This is a genomic window from Pseudogemmobacter sonorensis, assembly GCF_042762395.1.
Classification (GTDB): Bacteria; Pseudomonadota; Alphaproteobacteria; order Rhodobacterales; family Rhodobacteraceae; genus Pseudogemmobacter; species Pseudogemmobacter sonorensis.
Genome location: NZ_JBEFZE010000026.1, coordinates 1 through 15,410 on the forward strand (window position 1 = coordinate 1; position 15,410 = coordinate 15,410).

The 15,410-nt window shown below is 67.4% G+C and carries 14 protein-coding genes; 2 read left to right on the forward strand and 12 right to left on the reverse strand.

Annotated elements, in window-relative coordinates:
* Positions 1–213 precede the first annotated feature (213 nt).
* Together argF and ABNX41_RS15940 are read right to left on the reverse strand one after the other, a co-directional pair.
* Positions 214–1,140: an ornithine carbamoyltransferase gene (argF, locus tag ABNX41_RS15935; protein WP_438670710.1), complete on the reverse strand. Its 927-nt coding sequence runs from the start codon at positions 1,138–1,140 to the stop codon at positions 214–216.
* A 57-nt stretch (positions 1,141–1,197) separates the two neighbouring features.
* A complete protein-coding gene (locus tag ABNX41_RS15940) occupies positions 1,198–2,415 on the reverse strand; it encodes an aspartate aminotransferase family protein (RefSeq protein WP_438670711.1) in 1,218 nt (405 codons plus the stop codon).
* Between the two features lie 483 nt (positions 2,416–2,898).
* Between ABNX41_RS15940 and ABNX41_RS15945 the strand changes: the two genes are divergently transcribed.
* Complete coding sequence (locus tag ABNX41_RS15945) at positions 2,899–3,549, forward strand: GcrA family cell cycle regulator (protein ID WP_438670712.1); 651 nt, start codon at positions 2,899–2,901, stop codon at positions 3,547–3,549.
* Positions 3,550–3,716: 167 nt separating this feature from the next.
* Here ABNX41_RS15945 and ABNX41_RS15950 read toward each other — a convergent pair whose 3' ends face one another.
* Positions 3,717–3,923 carry a cold-shock protein gene (locus ABNX41_RS15950; protein ID WP_438670713.1) on the reverse strand — a complete coding sequence of 69 codons (207 nt, stop codon included), beginning with the start codon at positions 3,921–3,923 and terminating at the stop codon, positions 3,717–3,719.
* Positions 3,924–4,340: 417 nt separating this feature from the next.
* On the opposite strand from ABNX41_RS15950, the gene ABNX41_RS15955 reads away from it, so the two are divergent.
* Positions 4,341–5,384 (forward strand): cytochrome-c peroxidase, encoded by a 1,044-nt coding sequence (locus ABNX41_RS15955; protein ID WP_438670714.1) that lies wholly within the window; start codon positions 4,341–4,343, stop codon positions 5,382–5,384.
* Positions 5,385–5,776: 392 nt separating this feature from the next.
* Here the strand turns inward: ABNX41_RS15955 and ABNX41_RS15960 are convergent, their stop codons facing one another.
* From ABNX41_RS15960 to ABNX41_RS16000, 9 genes are all read right to left on the reverse strand, one after another.
* Positions 5,777–7,768 carry an AsmA family protein gene (locus ABNX41_RS15960; RefSeq protein WP_438670715.1) on the reverse strand — a complete coding sequence of 664 codons (1,992 nt, stop codon included), beginning with the start codon at positions 7,766–7,768 and terminating at the stop codon, positions 5,777–5,779.
* 135 nt (positions 7,769–7,903) lie between these two features.
* Positions 7,904–8,251 carry an H-type lectin domain-containing protein gene (locus tag ABNX41_RS15965; RefSeq protein ID WP_438670716.1) on the reverse strand — a complete coding sequence of 116 codons (348 nt, stop codon included), beginning with the start codon at positions 8,249–8,251 and terminating at the stop codon, positions 7,904–7,906.
* A gap of 140 nt (positions 8,252–8,391) precedes the next feature.
* Entirely contained in the window at positions 8,392–8,796 is a 405-nt protein-coding gene (locus ABNX41_RS15970; RefSeq protein WP_438670717.1) for a F0F1 ATP synthase subunit epsilon, read from the reverse strand.
* Positions 8,797–8,806: 10 nt separating this feature from the next.
* Positions 8,807–10,231 (reverse strand): F0F1 ATP synthase subunit beta, encoded by a 1,425-nt coding sequence (gene atpD / locus ABNX41_RS15975; RefSeq protein ID WP_438670718.1) that lies wholly within the window; start codon positions 10,229–10,231, stop codon positions 8,807–8,809.
* 62 nt (positions 10,232–10,293) lie between these two features.
* On the reverse strand, positions 10,294–11,124 hold the full coding sequence (locus tag ABNX41_RS15980; protein ID WP_438670719.1) for a hypothetical protein: 831 nt from the start codon (positions 11,122–11,124) through the stop codon (positions 10,294–10,296).
* A 13-nt stretch (positions 11,125–11,137) separates the two neighbouring features.
* Positions 11,138–12,007, reverse strand: a complete 870-nt coding sequence (locus tag ABNX41_RS15985) for a F0F1 ATP synthase subunit gamma (protein WP_438670720.1) — start codon at positions 12,005–12,007, stop codon at positions 11,138–11,140.
* Between the two features lie 22 nt (positions 12,008–12,029).
* Positions 12,030–13,568 carry a F0F1 ATP synthase subunit alpha gene (atpA, locus tag ABNX41_RS15990; RefSeq protein WP_438670721.1) on the reverse strand — a complete coding sequence of 513 codons (1,539 nt, stop codon included), beginning with the start codon at positions 13,566–13,568 and terminating at the stop codon, positions 12,030–12,032.
* The gene (locus tag ABNX41_RS15995) at positions 13,568–14,128 is read right to left on the reverse strand and encodes a F0F1 ATP synthase subunit delta (protein ID WP_438670722.1); all 561 of its coding nucleotides are present in this window, start codon (positions 14,126–14,128) and stop codon (positions 13,568–13,570) included. Before ABNX41_RS15995 ends, atpA begins: the two co-directional genes overlap by 1 nt.
* Positions 14,129–14,569: 441 nt before the next feature.
* On the reverse strand, positions 14,570–15,334 hold the full coding sequence (locus ABNX41_RS16000) for a methyltransferase domain-containing protein (RefSeq protein ID WP_438670723.1): 765 nt from the start codon (positions 15,332–15,334) through the stop codon (positions 14,570–14,572).
* Positions 15,335–15,410 lie beyond the last annotated feature (76 nt).

Genomic DNA, 15,410 nt, shown 5'->3' on the forward strand with positions numbered 1-15,410 from the left:
CGCTATCGATCCGCACGCCTGGCTGACAACCACGCTCAGCCCCATCTCAACGGCCACAAACAAAGCCAGATCCAAGAACTGCTCCCCTGGAAATAAGCCGCAAACGTGTGATCGGCACACCGCTTACGGAAACCCGGCGGGGCGGTCTTCAAGATCGCGGGGCGATCCGCCGCCTGCCGGGCGCAGGGGACGGGCCTCAGACGCCCGGGCGGGTCAGACGCCCAGACACCAGCGCATCACCGCCTTTTGCGCGTGAAGACGGTTCTCGGCCTCGTCGAAGATCACCGAATGCGGACCGTCCATCACCGCCGAGGTCACCTCGTCGTTGCGATGCGCGGGCAGGCAATGCATGAACAGCGCGTCGGGCTTGGCCCGGCTCATCAACTGCTCGTTGACCTGATAGGGGCGCAACTGGTTGTGACGGCGCTCCTTGGCGGATTCCGGGTCGTGCATCGAGACCCAGGTGTCGGTCACCACCAGATCGGCGCCCTCGACGGCGGTGAACGGATCGCGCTGGATCGTGACCTTCGCGCCGCGCGCGCGGGCGAAATCCACGAATCCCGGCTCGGGGTCGAGCGTCTCGGGCCCGGTGAAGGTCAGATCGAAGCCCAACTGCCCCGCCGCATGCAGGAACGAGGCGCAGACATTGTTGCCATCCCCGGCCCAGACCACCTTCTTGCCCCGGATCGGCCCGCGATGCTCCTCATAGGTCAGGATATCGGCCATGATCTGGCAGGGATGGGTGCGGTTGGTCAGCCCGTTGATCACCGGGACGGTGGCATGTTCGGCCATCTCCAGCAGCGTGATCTCCTCGAAGGTGCGGATCATGATCAGATCGACATAGCGCGACAGCACCCGCGCGGTATCGGCGATGGTCTCGCCGTGGCCCAGTTGCATTTCCTTGCCCGACAGAACCATGGTCTCGCCGCCCATCTGGCGGACGCCGACGTCGAAGGAGACGCGGGTCCGGGTCGAGGGCTTCTCGAAGATCAGCGCCACCATCCGGCCCGCAAGCGGGCGGTCGTCGTCGGGCGTGCCACGCGGACGGCCCGCGCGGGCCTCCTTCATCTTGCGGGCCTGGTCGATCATGCCGCGCAGATCGGCGGGATCGGTGGTGTGGATGTCGAGGAAATGTTTCATATGATTTCGCTTTTTCAGGTCGTCCCGCAGCCGCCGGGGCCAGGGGGGAAGGAAGGATCAGGCCGGAACGGCGACCGCCACCGCCATCCGGTCGAGACGCGCCAGCGCCTCGGCGATATCGGCGTCGGGGATGTTCAGCGCGGGCAGCAGCCGCAGCACATTGTCGGCCGCCGCAACGGTCAGGACGCCCGCCGCATAGCCCTCGCGGGCAAGGTCGGTGTTGGGGAGCCGGCATTTCAGGCCCAGCATCAGCCCCTCGCCACGGACCTCCTCGAAAACGGCGGGGTGCGAGGCGACAAGCGCCTCCAGCCCCTGGCGCAGCAGCGCCGCCTTGCGCGAGACCTCGGCCAGGAAGGCCGGGTCCGAGACGATCTCCACCAGCCGCGCGCCGATGGCGCAACCCAAGGGATTGCCGCCATAGGTCGAACCATGGCTGCCCGCCGTCATGCCGCTTGCGGCGCGCGCCGTCGCCAGAACCGCGCCCAGGGGAAAGCCGCCGCCGATACCCTTGGCGACCATCATGATATCGGGGGTCACCCCCTTCCATTCATGGGCGAAAAGGCGGCCGGTGCGCCCCATGCCGCATTGCACCTCGTCCAGGATCAGAAGCGTGCCGGTCTTGTCGCAAAGGGCGCGGATCTCTTGCAAAAGGGCATCGGGGACCGGGCGGATGCCGCCCTCGCCCTGGATCGGCTCGACGATCACGGCGCAGGTGTCCGGGGTGATCGCGGCGCGCACCGCCCCGGCATCGTTCCAGGGCAGGGTGGTGAAGCCCGGCATCAAGGGCCCGAAGCCCTTGACCATCTTCTCGGACCCCGCCGCCGCGATCGCCCCGGTCGAGCGACCATGGAAGGCGCCCTCGAAGGACAGGATCGCGGTGCGTTCGGGCTGGCCATTCTCGTAATGGAACTTGCGCGCCATCTTGATCGCAAGCTCGGCCGTCTCGGTGCCGGAATTGGTGAAGAAGACGGTATCGGCGAAGGTCCTTTCGACCAGAAGCGCCGCCAGCCTTTCCTGTTCGGGGATGCGGTAGACATTCGAGACATGCCAGAGCCGCCGGGCCTGTTCGGTCAGCACCTCGACCAGTTCGGGCGCGCAATGGCCAAGCGCATTGACCGCGATGCCCGAGCCGAGATCGAGGAAACGGCGCCCGTCCTCGGCCTCAAGCCAGCAGCCCTCGCCGCGGACGAAGGCAAGGGGGGCGCGGTTGTAGGTCGGCAGCACGGGCGGAATCGGGGATGCGGTCTCGGGCGAGGTCATGGAGTTACCCTTCATTGGGGATCCCCGGCAGGAAAGGCCGGGGTGGTCTGGGTGTCAACTGCGGGAATGCCCGTTTGACGGCCGGGCAGCCGAACCGGATCGCCTTATCGGCGTCGTGAGGCGAAAATATGGATCGAACCCTCGGTCATGGCGGAAGCAGCTAGCGCAAAGCGGGGCGCGTGTAAAGGATCTCATGCCATGCGGCCGGTGGCGGGTTCGCCCGGGGTGAAGGGCGCGCGCCCGGCGGAGACGGGATCCATCGCCCGCGCCCGCCGTTTTTCTGTCGCCCTGTCGCCCTGTCGCCCTGTCGCCCTGTCGCCCTGTCGCCCTGCGAATGGGGTAGGCATCACCACCTATACGCAACGCCCACGCGCGCCTTCCCGCCTGCGGCAGCACCCACCTCTTCCCCAACCGACCGCCATTGCGAGAGCGCCCTTGCAGCCCCCCCGGCCAAACCGTTAGTATGCGCAGGTTCATCGCAAACAGGCGGAGCGGGATATGTCCTGGACGGACGAGCGGGTCGAACTGCTCAAGCGCATGTGGTCGGAGGGCCAGTCGGCCAGCCAGATCGCAAAGGAACTGGGCGGCGTGACCCGGAATGCCGTGATCGGCAAGGTCCACCGGCTGGGTCTTTCGAACCGCGTCGGCGGCAAGGAAGAGGAAGAGGCCGCTCCGCCCGCGTCGGCGGCGGCGCCCTCGCAGCCCGCCACTCCGCCACGCGCCGAAGCCGCCCCCGCAAGCCCGCCGCCGACCCGACCCGAGCCCGCACCGGCAGCGGCAGCGGCGCCCCAGGCGCAGCCCCGCGCGGCCGAGCGGCCCACCGCCGCGCCGCCCTCGGCCCCGTCGAACGTCACCCCCCTGCCCCTGCGCAAGGCCATCGTCCCCGCGGGCCAGCCGCTGCCGCCGCAGCCCTCGCTGAACGAGATCAGCCCCGAGGCGCTGGCCTCGGTGCGCGAGGTGGAAAAGCGCGCGCGCAAGCTCACGCTGATGGAACTGACCGAGCGCACCTGCAAATGGCCGATCGGCGATCCCGCGACCGAGGATTTCTGGTTCTGCGGCCTGCCCTCGCTGCCCGGCAAGCCCTATTGCGAGGCCCATGTCGGCGTGGCCTTCCAACCGATGAGCGCGCGGCGCGACCGCCGCCGCTGATCCCCGCAGGCCCGAAGCCATTTGCCCGAAGGGCGCCGAAAGAAACTGGCGCCCCCTTCGGGAAACAGTCCTGAAAAAAGGGCCGGTTCGAAAACCGGCCCTTCTTCTTTGTCGCGGTCCGGCAGCGGGCTTTCGAATGCCCCCTGCCAGCCTGCGCAATGCGCGGGTCAGGCCAGCGCGAGGTTGGTCGCCGATTCGCGGCCGTTGCGATCGCGCTCGACGTCGAATGTCACGCTCTGACCATCGTCGAGCCCACGGATACCCGCGCGCTCAAGCGCCGAGACGTGGACGAACACGTCCTTCGATCCGCCTTCCGGGGCGATGAAGCCGAAACCCTTGGTGGCGTTGAACCATTTCACGGTGCCATTGGCCATTGTGCCGTTCCTTCCAAACATGTGCCGCCCACATTGCGCAGCGGCCCGGCAAAGCTGAAAATCGAAAGCTGAGCCGAAAGGGACAGGTCCGAAAACAAGAGATGCCGCTTTCATATGGGGCAGGTCCGGCCGGTTTGCGAGCCACACTCGCCCCGGATCGCGGCGATAATCCGTAATATATTGATATAAAACAAAATAAAAATCATATGGCTTTCAGCTATCTGGTCCGCCGCCAGCCGGGCGGATGGATTTACCACGGCGCGTGGCTCACGCCGACGATGACAAGCCGCCCCATGCGGGCACAGCGCAAAACTGGCATCCAGGACATTAGAATTAGAATTGATCTAAATCATGGAGAGAAACGCTCCGAAATGCTTCGATCCTCCCGCGCGAACGCCAGCAGAACGGAGACAAGCCATGCGCAGATTACTTACCCTGACGCTCGCTGCCACAACCACGCTTGCCGGGGCTGCGGTGGCGGACGAGCTTCGGGACACCGCCCTCGACATCTTCAAGGCGCTGCCCTCGACCATTCCGGCCATGCCGGACAACCCCGCCACCCCCGAGAAGGTCGACCTCGGCAAGGCGCTGTTCTTTGACCCGCGCCTGTCGGCCTCGGGCGTGTTCAGTTGCTATAGCTGCCACAACCTGACCACCGGCGGCGACGACAATATGGAAACCTCGGTCGGCCATGGCTGGCAGAAAGGGCCGCGCAACTCGCCCACCGTTCTGAACGCGGTCCTGAACGAGGCGCAGTTCTGGGACGGTCGCGCCGATGACCTTGCCGCCCAGGCCAAGGGCCCGATCCAGGCCGGGGTCGAGATGGCCAACACCCCCGAGAATGTGGTGACCACGCTCAAGTCGATGCCCGCCTATGTGGACTGGTTCAGCGCCTCGTTCCCCGGTGAAACCGATCCGGTCAATTTCGACAACATGGCCAAGGCGATCGAGGTCTTCGAGGCCACGCTGCTGACGCCCGCGCCCTTCGACGCCTGGCTGAACGGCGACGACGCCGCCCTCACCGCCGAAGCCAAGGCCGGGCTGCAGTTGTTCATGGACAAGGGCTGCATCGCCTGCCATTCGGGCGTGAACGTCGGCGGCCACGGCTATTATCCCTTCGGCCTGATCGAAAAGCCCGGCGCCGAGATCCTGCCGCCCGACGACAAGGGCCGGTTCGCCGTGACCGATACGGTCGACGACGAATATGTGTTCCGGGCCGCGCCCCTGCGCAATATCGCGGTGACCGCGCCCTATTTCCACTCGGGGAAGGTCTGGGATCTGAAGGTCGCGGTCGAGATCATGGCGGAAAGCCAGCTCGGCGAATCGCTGGAGCCGGAGGAAACCGACCTGATCGTGGCCTTCCTGCACAGCCTGACCGGCACGGTTCCGACCGTCACCCTGCCGGTGCTGCCGCCCGAGACCGCGGGCACGCCGCATCCGACCATCTCCATCATGCCATAAGGCGTGGCGACACGAGTATCCCGGCCGGAGCGATCCGGCCGGAACAGTGGCTGATCTCTGAATATGTCCCCGATTTCTACCCTGGCGGCCTTCGGGCCGCCTTTTTTCCTGTTGGCCGACGGGCCTGACAGGCTGCCGCGAGCGGATTGAGAGAGGGGGCCGAACCCTCCCGGCTTTCGGCCTGAGATCCGAGGGGTTGCGTCGGATCCGGGACAGGTTTCCTGCTCCGCGCCGCCCCTGCCGCGAGGCCTTTCCCAGCGGTTTTCGAAAGTCGAAGGGCCGCCGCCCCACCAGCGGCGAAGCGCCCGCCGCCTTGCGCGGGCCCGCATTCGGTCCCGCCGATCGCCCGAAGCGAGGGCTGAACATTGCGCCCCGGCCCTGATCGGAGCCCGCTAGTTCCCGCCCAGAAGCCCCTCAAGCAGGCGGCCCGCCTCTTGGGTCAGCGCCTCCTGGGCACGGCGTTTCGCGGCTTCCTCAAGGCTTTCGCCCTCGGCCCGTTCGATGCCAAGCTCCTCTTGCAGCCGCGCCTCCAGCTCGGCCTTGGCCCGCGCCTCGGCGGCGGCGGCCTCGGCCCGCAGCCGCTCCTCCGCCGCGCGGGCCTCGGCCTCCATCCGCTCGCGCGCGACGCTTTCCATATCCAGCCGATAGGTCGGATCCGACCAGGCCCCGGTGATCCGCAACGGCACCATGACGCCGCCGGTGCCATCCTCGCCCGGGAAGGCGGTCGGCCGGATGCGGTAATCCAGGTCGCGCGTGCCGATCCCGATCCGGCCTTGGCCCGAGGCGGTCAGATAGGGCGCCAGCAGCCGCAGGTCGCTGTTGGTCAGGTTGCCGCCCTCGATGGTGAAACTGCCCGCGACGCCGTCGAAGATGGTCCGCTGGCCCTCGCCGACGTAAGAGGTATCCAGCCGCGTCAACATCCCCGCGATATCGAGGCCCAGAAGCTCGCCCCGCCCCAGCGAGAGCGTGCCCTCGCCCGACAGGCTGCGCATGATCGCATCCATCGAATTGCCGACGCCAAGAAAGGAAAACGTCAGATTGCCCTGCGCGATCAGCCGGTTCCACCCGGCCAGATCCTGCAGCAGCGCCTGCATGCCGATATTGGCGAGCGACAGCTTGCCGCCCACCGACAGCCCGCCGCGCCCGTTCACCACGAATTCGCCCGTCACCTGCCCGCCATAGGCCGCCATCTGGCGGATGTCGAACACCGCCCGCGCGCGGTCGATGGTCAGCATCAGCCGGGTCTCGCCCGACTTCAGGATGCCCAGGTCGATCCCCCCGGTCACCAGCGAGATTTCGGCATCCAGCGTGCCAAGGGCCGAGACGTCGATCGGGGCCGTGGACCAGCCCGCGCTGGAGGCCGCCGCGCCCCCGCCACCGGCGGAACCACCGGCCAGGGACAGTCGTTCCGCCCGCAGATTGGCCGCAAGCCTGGGCCGCGCCTCGCCCGGACGCAGGTCGAGATCGCCTGTCACCAGATTGCCGTCGGCCTCGATCCGCGCGCCGCGCAGATAGCTGCCGCCCGCGCCGTCCAGCGTCAGCCGACCCGAGACCGCCAGCCGCTCCGCGCCGAAGCCCTGCGGCAGGTCCGGCCGCGCCGCCCCGGCCAGCGCCGCCAGCGCGCCCAGATCGGACAGGTCCGCCGTCAGCGCGCCCTCCGCCGCCATGGGCTGCCAGCCGCCGCGCCCCTCGAACCGGGCGGTGGCGCCCCCCGCGCGGGCGTCCAGCGTCAGCGGCACCGCGCGCCCCTCGACAAAGGTCGAGAACGCCCCGCCCTCCAGCGCCAGCGAGACCGGCTGGCCCGAGAGCAGCGCCGATCCGGTCAGGCTGAACGGCCCGGAATAATCCGGCACCTTCACCGCCAGGTCCAGCTTGTCGAGCGTGATATCCGTGCCGGTGCCATGGTCGACGAAGCGAAGCGTGCCGTTCGAGATCAGGCCGTCCTCCAGCGTCAGGCTCTGGCCGGTTCCCGTTCCCGTCGCGGCGCCCGGCGCGTCCGAGCCCTCGAAGACCCAGTTGTCGCGCCCGTCGCGCCCGCGCTCCAGCAGGATGCGGGGCCGCTCGGCCCTCAGGCCCAGGACGCGCAGATCGCCCCCCAGAAGCGCCGAGGTGTTGATCTCGATCACCAGCCCCTCGGCGGCGAAAAGCGGCGCCGCATCGCCCCATTCCGCGTTCGAGACGCTGACCGGCCCGGTCGCCACCCCCAGAACCGGCCAGAACCGGGGCGTCACGCCGCCCTCGATCACCAGCTCGCGCCCGGTCATGGCCTGGAGGCGGTCCGCCGCAAGCCGCGCGATCCGCTCGGCCGGAATCATCGCGACCAGCCCGAAGGCGATCAGCGCGAAAACCGCAAGCGCCCCCAGGATTCGGAAAATCCACCGCATCGACGCCTCCTGCCCATGTTTCCGGCTGCCCATGTTTCTGATTTGGAAACGATTCTACGGCCAAAGCCGTTCCCCGGGCAAGAACCCGCCGGGGCGCGGCTCAGCCTCCGGCATCAATTGGCCGAGAGCGGGCGGCTATTCCACGTCCCAGTCATCCTCGTCCCGGACCGGGCCGATGGCGGTCCAGTCGGCACGCACCCGGGCGACGCGGGTATCGCCCCAGGTCTTGAAGACGATGTGAAAGCCCTTGCGCGTGACATGATCGGCCGAAAGATCGGCGCGCGAATTGGTGGCACTGTCCATGTCCCACATCGCCATGGCGACCATGACCACTGGCGCCTCGGCGAAAGGGTCAGTGAAATGCACCGCGAAGCGGCATTCGCGCGGGCCGTTTCCGGTCCACATCTGGCCGCCATCGGCGAAATCCGAAAACAGAACCCTGGACCCCTGAACCACACCGATCGTCGATCTGAAACGCCGCATCGCTGGAACTTCTCCGTCTTCGGGCACCTGTTCCGGCGCCCGTCCTCCGGCTGCCCCGCTAATACAGAAACCGGGCGAAAATGTTGCAGAAAAGTGAAAGGCCCCGCCGAAGCGGGGCCCCTGCATCGCAAAGCGACGGGTCAGTGGCGTGCCAGAACCGCCTCGCGCAGGGCGGCAACATCCGAGACGTTCTTCTCGGCACCGGCCTTTTCCGCCGCGGGGGCGGAACCGGCCAGCGCCCTGGCCTCGGCCAGCAGCTCATCGAAAAGCGCGCCATCGGCCTCTTCCGCCGGGACCGCGCGCTCGGCCAGAACCGTCACGCCCGAGGCGGTGATCTCGGCCAAGCCGCCGGTGACGACATAGGCCTTGACGCCCTGCCCGGTCACCGCGCGGACAAGGCCCGCGCGCAGGGTGGTGATGGTGGGCAGGTGGCCCGCCATCGCCGTCATATCGCCCGCCGCCGCCGGAAGCTGCACTTCGGTCGCGGGGACCGAGGCGAGCCGCCGTTCGGGGCTGACGAGGTCGAATTGCACTTCTCCAGCCATCTGAGCCCCCTCAGGCCGCAGCCGCGGCGAGTTTTGCGGCCTTGGCTTTCACTTCTTCAATATCGCCGACCATATAGAAGGCGGCTTCCGGCAGGTGGTCGTATTCGCCGGCCACAACCGCCTTGAACGAGGCGATGGTCTTTTCCAGCGGCACCTGAACGCCGTCCGAGCCGGTGAAGACCTTCGCCACGTCGAAGGGCTGCGACAGGAAGCGCTGGATCTTGCGGGCCCGGGCCACGGTCAGCTTGTCCTCTTCGGAAAGCTCGTCCATGCCAAGGATGGCGATGATGTCCTGAAGCGACTTGTAGCGTTGCAGGATGCCCTGGACGTCGCGCGCCACCTGGTAATGCTCTTCGCCCAGGATCGCCGGATCCATCAGGCGCGAGTTGGAATCGAGCGGGTCCACCGCCGGATAGATCCCCAGCTCCGAGATCGCCCGCGACAGCACCGTGGTGGCGTCGAGGTGGGCGAAGGTGGTGGCGGGCGCCGGGTCGGTCAAGTCGTCGGCAGGCACATAGACGGCCTGGATCGAGGTGATCGAGCCGTTCTTGGTCGAGGTGATGCGCTCCTGCATCGCGCCCATGTCGGTCGCCAGTGTCGGCTGGTAGCCCACGGCGGAGGGGATACGGCCCAGAAGCGCCGAGACTTCCGAACCGGCCTGGGTGAAGCGGAAGATGTTGTCGACGAAGAACAGAACGTCGGTGCCGGACTGGTCGCGGAACTGCTCGGCCAGGGTCAGGCCGGTCAGCGCGATGCGGGCGCGGGCGCCCGGAGGCTCGTTCATCTGGCCATAGACCAGCGCCACTTTCGATTCCGCCAGCGCCTCGGGCTTGATGACGCCGGATTCGATCATCTCGTGGTAAAGGTCGTTGCCTTCACGGGTCCGCTCGCCCACGCCGGCGAAGACGGAATAGCCCGAGTGCACCTTGGCGATGTTGTTGATCAGTTCCATGATCAGAACCGTCTTGCCCACGCCCGCGCCGCCGAAGAGGCCGATCTTGCCGCCCTTGGAATAGGGCGCCAGCAGGTCGATGACCTTGATCCCGGTGACCAGGATCGCGCTTTCGGTCGATTGCGACACGAATTCCGGGGCGGGCTGGTGGATGGCGCGGGTTTCGGCCGCACCGACCGGGCCCTTTTCGTCGACCGGCTCGCCGATCACGTTCAGGATGCGGCCCAGGGTGGCATCGCCCACCGGCACCGAGATCGGCGCGCCGGTGTCGGTCACGGGGGCGCCCCGCACCAGACCTTCGGTCGCGTCCATGGCGATGGTGCGCAGGGTGTTCTCGCCCAGATGCTGGGCCACTTCCAGAACCAGCTTCTTGCCGTTGTTCACGGTTTCCAGCGCGTTCAGGATCGCGGGAAGAGCGCCTTCGAACTGCACGTCAACGACGGCGCCGATGACCTGGGTGACTTTCCCCTTTGAGACTGCCATGTAATCAACTCCTTGGCTTTTCCTTGCAGTCGGGTCGCCCGGCAGCGCCCCCCGCTTTGTTGTCATTCCGTCCCGGCAAGTCCCGGAACGGCCAGATTCTGTTGCTGATAGCTGTGGCGGCTGGCGGCGGTCTCGCCCCAGCCCTCACGCAGGCCCGAAAGCCCGAAGCGGAATTCGGTGACCGTGGTCTGCAAATCGCGGCCGATGAAGTAGCGGCGGTATTTGCGGCGGAACCGTTCCCGCGCGGGGGCGAAACTGGCGTCGATCTTGCCGCCGCTGTGATGGCGCAGCAGAAAGGGGATGACATAGGCCCGCCCCCCCATGACCTCGGAGATCCGGCACAGGTCGCCCGCGTAGAAATGGAAACCCGACAGATCGTAGGAGTTCAGCACCGGCCGGTCGCGGCGCATGACGAAGAAGTTCTCGTCAAGCGATTCCACCAGCACCGGCGCGGCCTGCCGCTCGCCCTTGTCATGCGGGTCGGCGATATGCAGCGCCAGCAGCGGATTGCCGCGCCGGTAGCGGATGCCGCCGGCATTCCCGGCCAGGGTCCAGCCCGGATCCAGCGCGGTCAGCTCCTCCAGGCGCGCGCGCAGGGCATCGACACCATCGGCGTCGAATTCCACATCGTCATGGGTGAAGACGATCCAGCGCCCCTTGGCCTCGGGCAGGGTCCGGCGCATCGCGTCGAACCCGTCGAACCGGTTGGCGCCGCGATTGTCCAAGGCAATAAACTCGCTGTTCGACGTGTCGAACCCCTTGGCGGCGGCGCTTTCCAGCATGCGGTCGTAGCGGTCCTGGTCGGCGACCAGGGTGACGATGGTGAAAAGCACGTCATGGCCCAGGGGCCCGGAAAGATACCGGACCCCGAGCCTGTCGGCGATGCTTGCCACCCCCGATGCCATGTCAGAGCGCCTCGGCCCCGGAGATGATCTCGATCAGTTCCTTGGTGATCGCGGCCTGACGGCTCCGGTTGTACTGGATGGTCAGACGGTTGATCATGTCGCCGGCGTTGCGGGTCGCGTTGTCCATGGCGGACATCCGCGCGCCCTGCTCGGAGGCGCCATTCTCCAGAAGCGCGGTGAAGATCTGGGTGGCCACGGACCGGGGCAGAAGATCGGCGAGGATCGCCTCTTCCGACGGCTCGTAGTCATATTGGGCCGAAGCCCCTTCCGCCGCCTCGAACTGCGCCGGAATGATCTGCCGCGCGGTCGGGATCTGGCTGATGACCGACTGGAAGCGGTTGTAGAAGATCGTCACCACATCCGCCTCGCCGCCCTCGAAGGCGGCCGAGACCTTGCGCGCGATGTCCAGCGCATTGGCATAGCCAAGGCGCTTCACCTCGCTCAGGTCGACATGGCCGGTGAAGGCCTGCGCCCAGTCCCGCTTGAGCTGCTCGCGCCCCTTCTTGCCGACGGTGAGGATCTTCACCACCTTGCCCTGGGCCACCAGTTCGGCGGCCTTCTGGCGCGCAAGCTTGACGATCGACGAGTTGAACCCGCCGCAAAGCCCGCGCTCCGAGGTCATCACCACCAGAAGGTGGATCTGGTCGCGGCCGTTCCCGGCCAGCAGCTTCGGCGCGTCAGACGAGGCCCCCACCCCGGCCGCCAGCGAGGCGACCACGGTGTTGAGCTGCTCGGCATAGGGGCGCGCGGCCTCCGCCGCCTCTTGCGCGCGGCGCAGTTTGGCGGCGGCGACCATCTGCATCGCCTTGGTGATCTTCCGCGTGTTCTTGACGCTTCCGATCCGGTTCTTGAGGTCCTTAAGGCTGGGCATCTGCCTTCTCCTTCAGGGCCGGTTACGCGAAGTCTTTGGCGAATTCGGCGATGGCTTCTTTCAGCTTCGCCTCATCGGCGCCCTTGATCTTCGGATCGGCGGTGGTCAGCCAGTCCAGCACGTCCTTCTTCGGGCCGCGCAGGAAGGCCAGGAGCCCGGCTTCGAACCGGCCGACATCCTTCACCGCCACCTTGTCGAGGAAGCCCGCAGTGCCCGCATAGATCACGGCGACGATCTCGGCATTGGTCAGCGGCGAATATTGCGGCTGCTTCATCAGCTCGGTCAGCCGCGCGCCGCGGTTCAGAAGCTGCTGGGTCGAGGCGTCGAGGTCCGAGCCGAACTGCGCGAAGGCCGCCATCTCGCGGTATTGCGCCAGGCTCAGCTTCACCGGGCCCGCGACCGTCTTCATCGAATTGGTCTGGGCCGAGGAGCCGACGCGCGACACCGAAAGGCCGGTGTTCACGGCCGGGCGGATGCCCTGGTAGAACAGCTCGGTCTCAAGGAAGATCTGGCCGTCGGTGATCGAGATCACGTTGGTCGGGATATAGGCCGAGACGTCGCCCGCCTGGGTCTCGATGATCGGCAGCGCCGTCAGCGAGCCCGCGCCGAAATCCTCGTTCAGCTTGGCCGAACGCTCCAGCAGGCGCGAGTGCAGATAGAACACGTCGCCCGGATAGGCTTCGCGGCCCGGCGGGCGGCGCAGCAGCAAGGACATCTGGCGATAGGCCACGGCCTGTTTCGACAGATCATCGTAGATGATCAGCGCGTGACGGCCGTTGTCGCGGAAATATTCCGCGATGGCGGTCGCCGAATAGGGGGCGAGATATTGCAGCGGCGCCGGGTCGGAGGCGGTCGCGGCCACGACGATCGTATAGGCCAGCGCGCCGGATTCCTCGAGCTTCTTCACAAGCTGCGCCACGGTCGAGCGCTTTTGCCCGATGGCGACGTAGATGCAGTAAAGCTTCTTCGATTCGTCGTCGCCCGCGGCGTCGTTGTAGGACTTCTGGTTCAGGATCGTGTCCAGCGCCACGGCGGTCTTGCCCGTCTGGCGGTCGCCGATGATCAGCTCGCGCTGGCCGCGGCCGACCGGGATCATGGCGTCGATGGCCTTGAGGCCGGTCGCCATCGGCTCATGCACCGATTTGCGCGGGATGATGCCGGGGGCCTTCACGTCGGCGATGCGGCGCTCGGCGAAGACGACCGGGCCCTTGCCGTCGATCGGATTGCCAAGGCCGTCCACGACGCGGCCCAGAAGCCCGTCACCGGCGGGCACGTCCACGATGGACTTGGTGCGCTTGACGATGTCGCCTTCCTTGATGTCCTGGTCCGAGCCGAAGATCACGATGCCCACGTTGTCGACTTCCAGGTTCAGCGCCATGCCCCGGATGCCGCCGGGGAATTCGACCATCTCGCCGGCCTGGATATTGTCCAGCCCGTGCACACGGGCGATGCCGTCGCCGACCGACAGGACGCGGCCGACCTCGGCCACTTCGGCGTCCGTGCCGAAATTCTTGATCTGCTCCTTAAGGATCGCAGAAATCTCAGCGGCCTGAATTCCCATCACCCAACCTCTTTCATGGCATTCTGCAAGGAAGCGAGCTTCGCGCGGACCGAAGTGTCGATCATGGTCGAGCCCAGCTTGACGACAAGACCGCCGATGAGGCTTTCATCGACGGTGGTGTTCAGTTTCACGGTCTTTCCGACGCGCGCGGCCAGCGTCTCGGCCAGCTTCTGCGATTGTTCGGCGGAAAGCGCGGTGGCGGCGGTCACCTCGGCGGTCACCTCGCCCTTTTCCTCGGCGACAAGCGCCGAAAGCTTGGCCAGAACCTGCGGCAGCGCGAAAAGGCGGCGCCTTTCGGCCATCAGCCTCAGCGTGTTCGCGGTCAGCCCGGCAAGGCCCGCCTTGTCGGCGATCGCCGCGACCACCGCGCCCTGTTCGGCGCGGGCGACGACCGGAGAGGCCAGCACCTCGCGCAGTTCGGGCGAGACGTCGAGCGCGGCCTCCAGCGTGGCGATATCTGCTTCGAGCGCGGGCAAGGCACCCGCCTCTTTCGCCAGGTCGAAAAGTGCGGTCGCATAGCGTGCGGCGATGCCCTGAGAGATCGAAGCTGGTTCGGCCACGGCCTTCCTTCCCCTTCATTCGGGTCTTACCTCTCCTGGCCGTCGGCCCTCTCGCGCGGCGAGGACCAGCGGGCACGAGGCGCCCCTTCTATTCGATATCGGGGCGTCCTTAGCAGAGGCGCAGCGCTGCGACAACCGCATAGCTGACCAATTCGTGAGCCTGCGCCCCGCCTTTTCGGGCTGTTAGCGCCGCCATGGTGCAACTGCGGCACGATTGACCCGGAATCGCGGGAAAATCCCCGTGCGGCGGGCTCCGATCATGGGGTTTCGGGTGAGAAGAACAGGGCGCGCGGACGGCGCTGCGAATGCAGCATGCGGCGGCGCGCGACAGGTTCGACGGGATGAGGGGATACCGCGGCGCCCCAGGCCGGGGGATTCGCCGCTTGCCGACGGCCCGCGCCCCGTCCTGGCCCTCAGCCCCGGCCCTCAGACCCGGCGCCCTCAGACCCGGCCCTCGCGCGGCAGGGCGGGCCCCGGCGCGGGAACGCCCACGCCCTCCAGCACCCTCAGGGGCCGCCGCACCGCCGCGCGCAGCCCGCCGCGCGTCGGCGCATAGACCTGTTTCGAGGCCTCGACCATCAGCACCCCGCCCGAAAGCCAAGGCAGCCGCCGCCCCAACCTTTCCCAGAAATCGGCGGTGCGCAGCCAGAAGGGCGCGTGGCTCGGCGGGGCGTGCAGCACGGTCAGGCTGCGCTCGGGCGTGAAGCCGTGGCGGCGCAATTGCGCCTCGAGCTGACCCGAGGAATAGGGCCGCCCGTGCCCGAAGGGCGTGGCATCGCGCCGCGCCCAGAGGCCCGCGCGATTGGGCACCACGAAGACCGCCCGCCCGCCGGGGCCAAGGGTGCGATGCGCCTCCTCCAGCACGGCGGCAGGATTGTCCGAGGTCTCAAGCCCGTGCAGCAGCATCAGTCGGTCAAGGATCCCGGTCGGAAGCGGCCAGGCGGTGTCCTCGCACAGGACCGAGACATTCTCCATCCCCTGCGGCCAGGGCATCACCCCCTGCGGCCCCGGCATCAGCGCGATCACGCGGCGCGCCTCGGCCAGCCAGGGCCTGAGCAGCGGCGATGCAAAGCCGAAGCCCGCCACGCTTTGGCCCGGCGCGGGCGGCGACAGCCGCAGGATCTGGTCGCGGATGGCGCGCTGCGCCACCCGGCCAAGCGCGGTGCGGTAATAGAAATCACGCAGATCCTGGACGTCGAGATGCATTGCGGTTGCTGGCTTGCTCTGCTGAACTGGCCGGGAAACCTGCCCGGAAGAGGGGCCATCTTAACGGCATGAAAAG

Coding starts and splice junctions, on each gene's coding strand:
- atpD (WP_438670718.1), bottom strand. CDS start 10,231: ATGGCAGTCTCAAAGGGGAAAGTCACCCAGGTCATCGGCGCCGTCGTT.
- atpA (WP_438670721.1), bottom strand. CDS start 13,568: ATGGGAATTCAGGCCGCTGAGATTTCTGCGATCCTTAAGGAGCAGATC.
- ABNX41_RS15950 (WP_438670713.1), bottom strand. CDS start 3,923: ATGGCCAATGGCACCGTGAAATGGTTCAACGCCACCAAGGGTTTCGGC.
- ABNX41_RS15960 (WP_438670715.1), bottom strand. CDS start 7,768: ATGCGGTGGATTTTCCGAATCCTGGGGGCGCTTGCGGTTTTCGCGCTG.
- argF (WP_438670710.1), bottom strand. CDS start 1,140: ATGAAACATTTCCTCGACATCCACACCACCGATCCCGCCGATCTGCGC.
- ABNX41_RS15970 (WP_438670717.1), bottom strand. CDS start 8,796: ATGGCTGGAGAAGTGCAATTCGACCTCGTCAGCCCCGAACGGCGGCTC.
- ABNX41_RS15940 (WP_438670711.1), bottom strand. CDS start 2,415: ATGAAGGGTAACTCCATGACCTCGCCCGAGACCGCATCCCCGATTCCG.
- ABNX41_RS15965 (WP_438670716.1), bottom strand. CDS start 8,251: ATGCGGCGTTTCAGATCGACGATCGGTGTGGTTCAGGGGTCCAGGGTT.
- ABNX41_RS15955 (WP_438670714.1), top strand. CDS start 4,341: ATGCGCAGATTACTTACCCTGACGCTCGCTGCCACAACCACGCTTGCC.
- ABNX41_RS15945 (WP_438670712.1), top strand. CDS start 2,899: ATGTCCTGGACGGACGAGCGGGTCGAACTGCTCAAGCGCATGTGGTCG.
- ABNX41_RS16000 (WP_438670723.1), bottom strand. CDS start 15,334: ATGCATCTCGACGTCCAGGATCTGCGTGATTTCTATTACCGCACCGCG.
- ABNX41_RS15985 (WP_438670720.1), bottom strand. CDS start 12,007: ATGCCCAGCCTTAAGGACCTCAAGAACCGGATCGGAAGCGTCAAGAAC.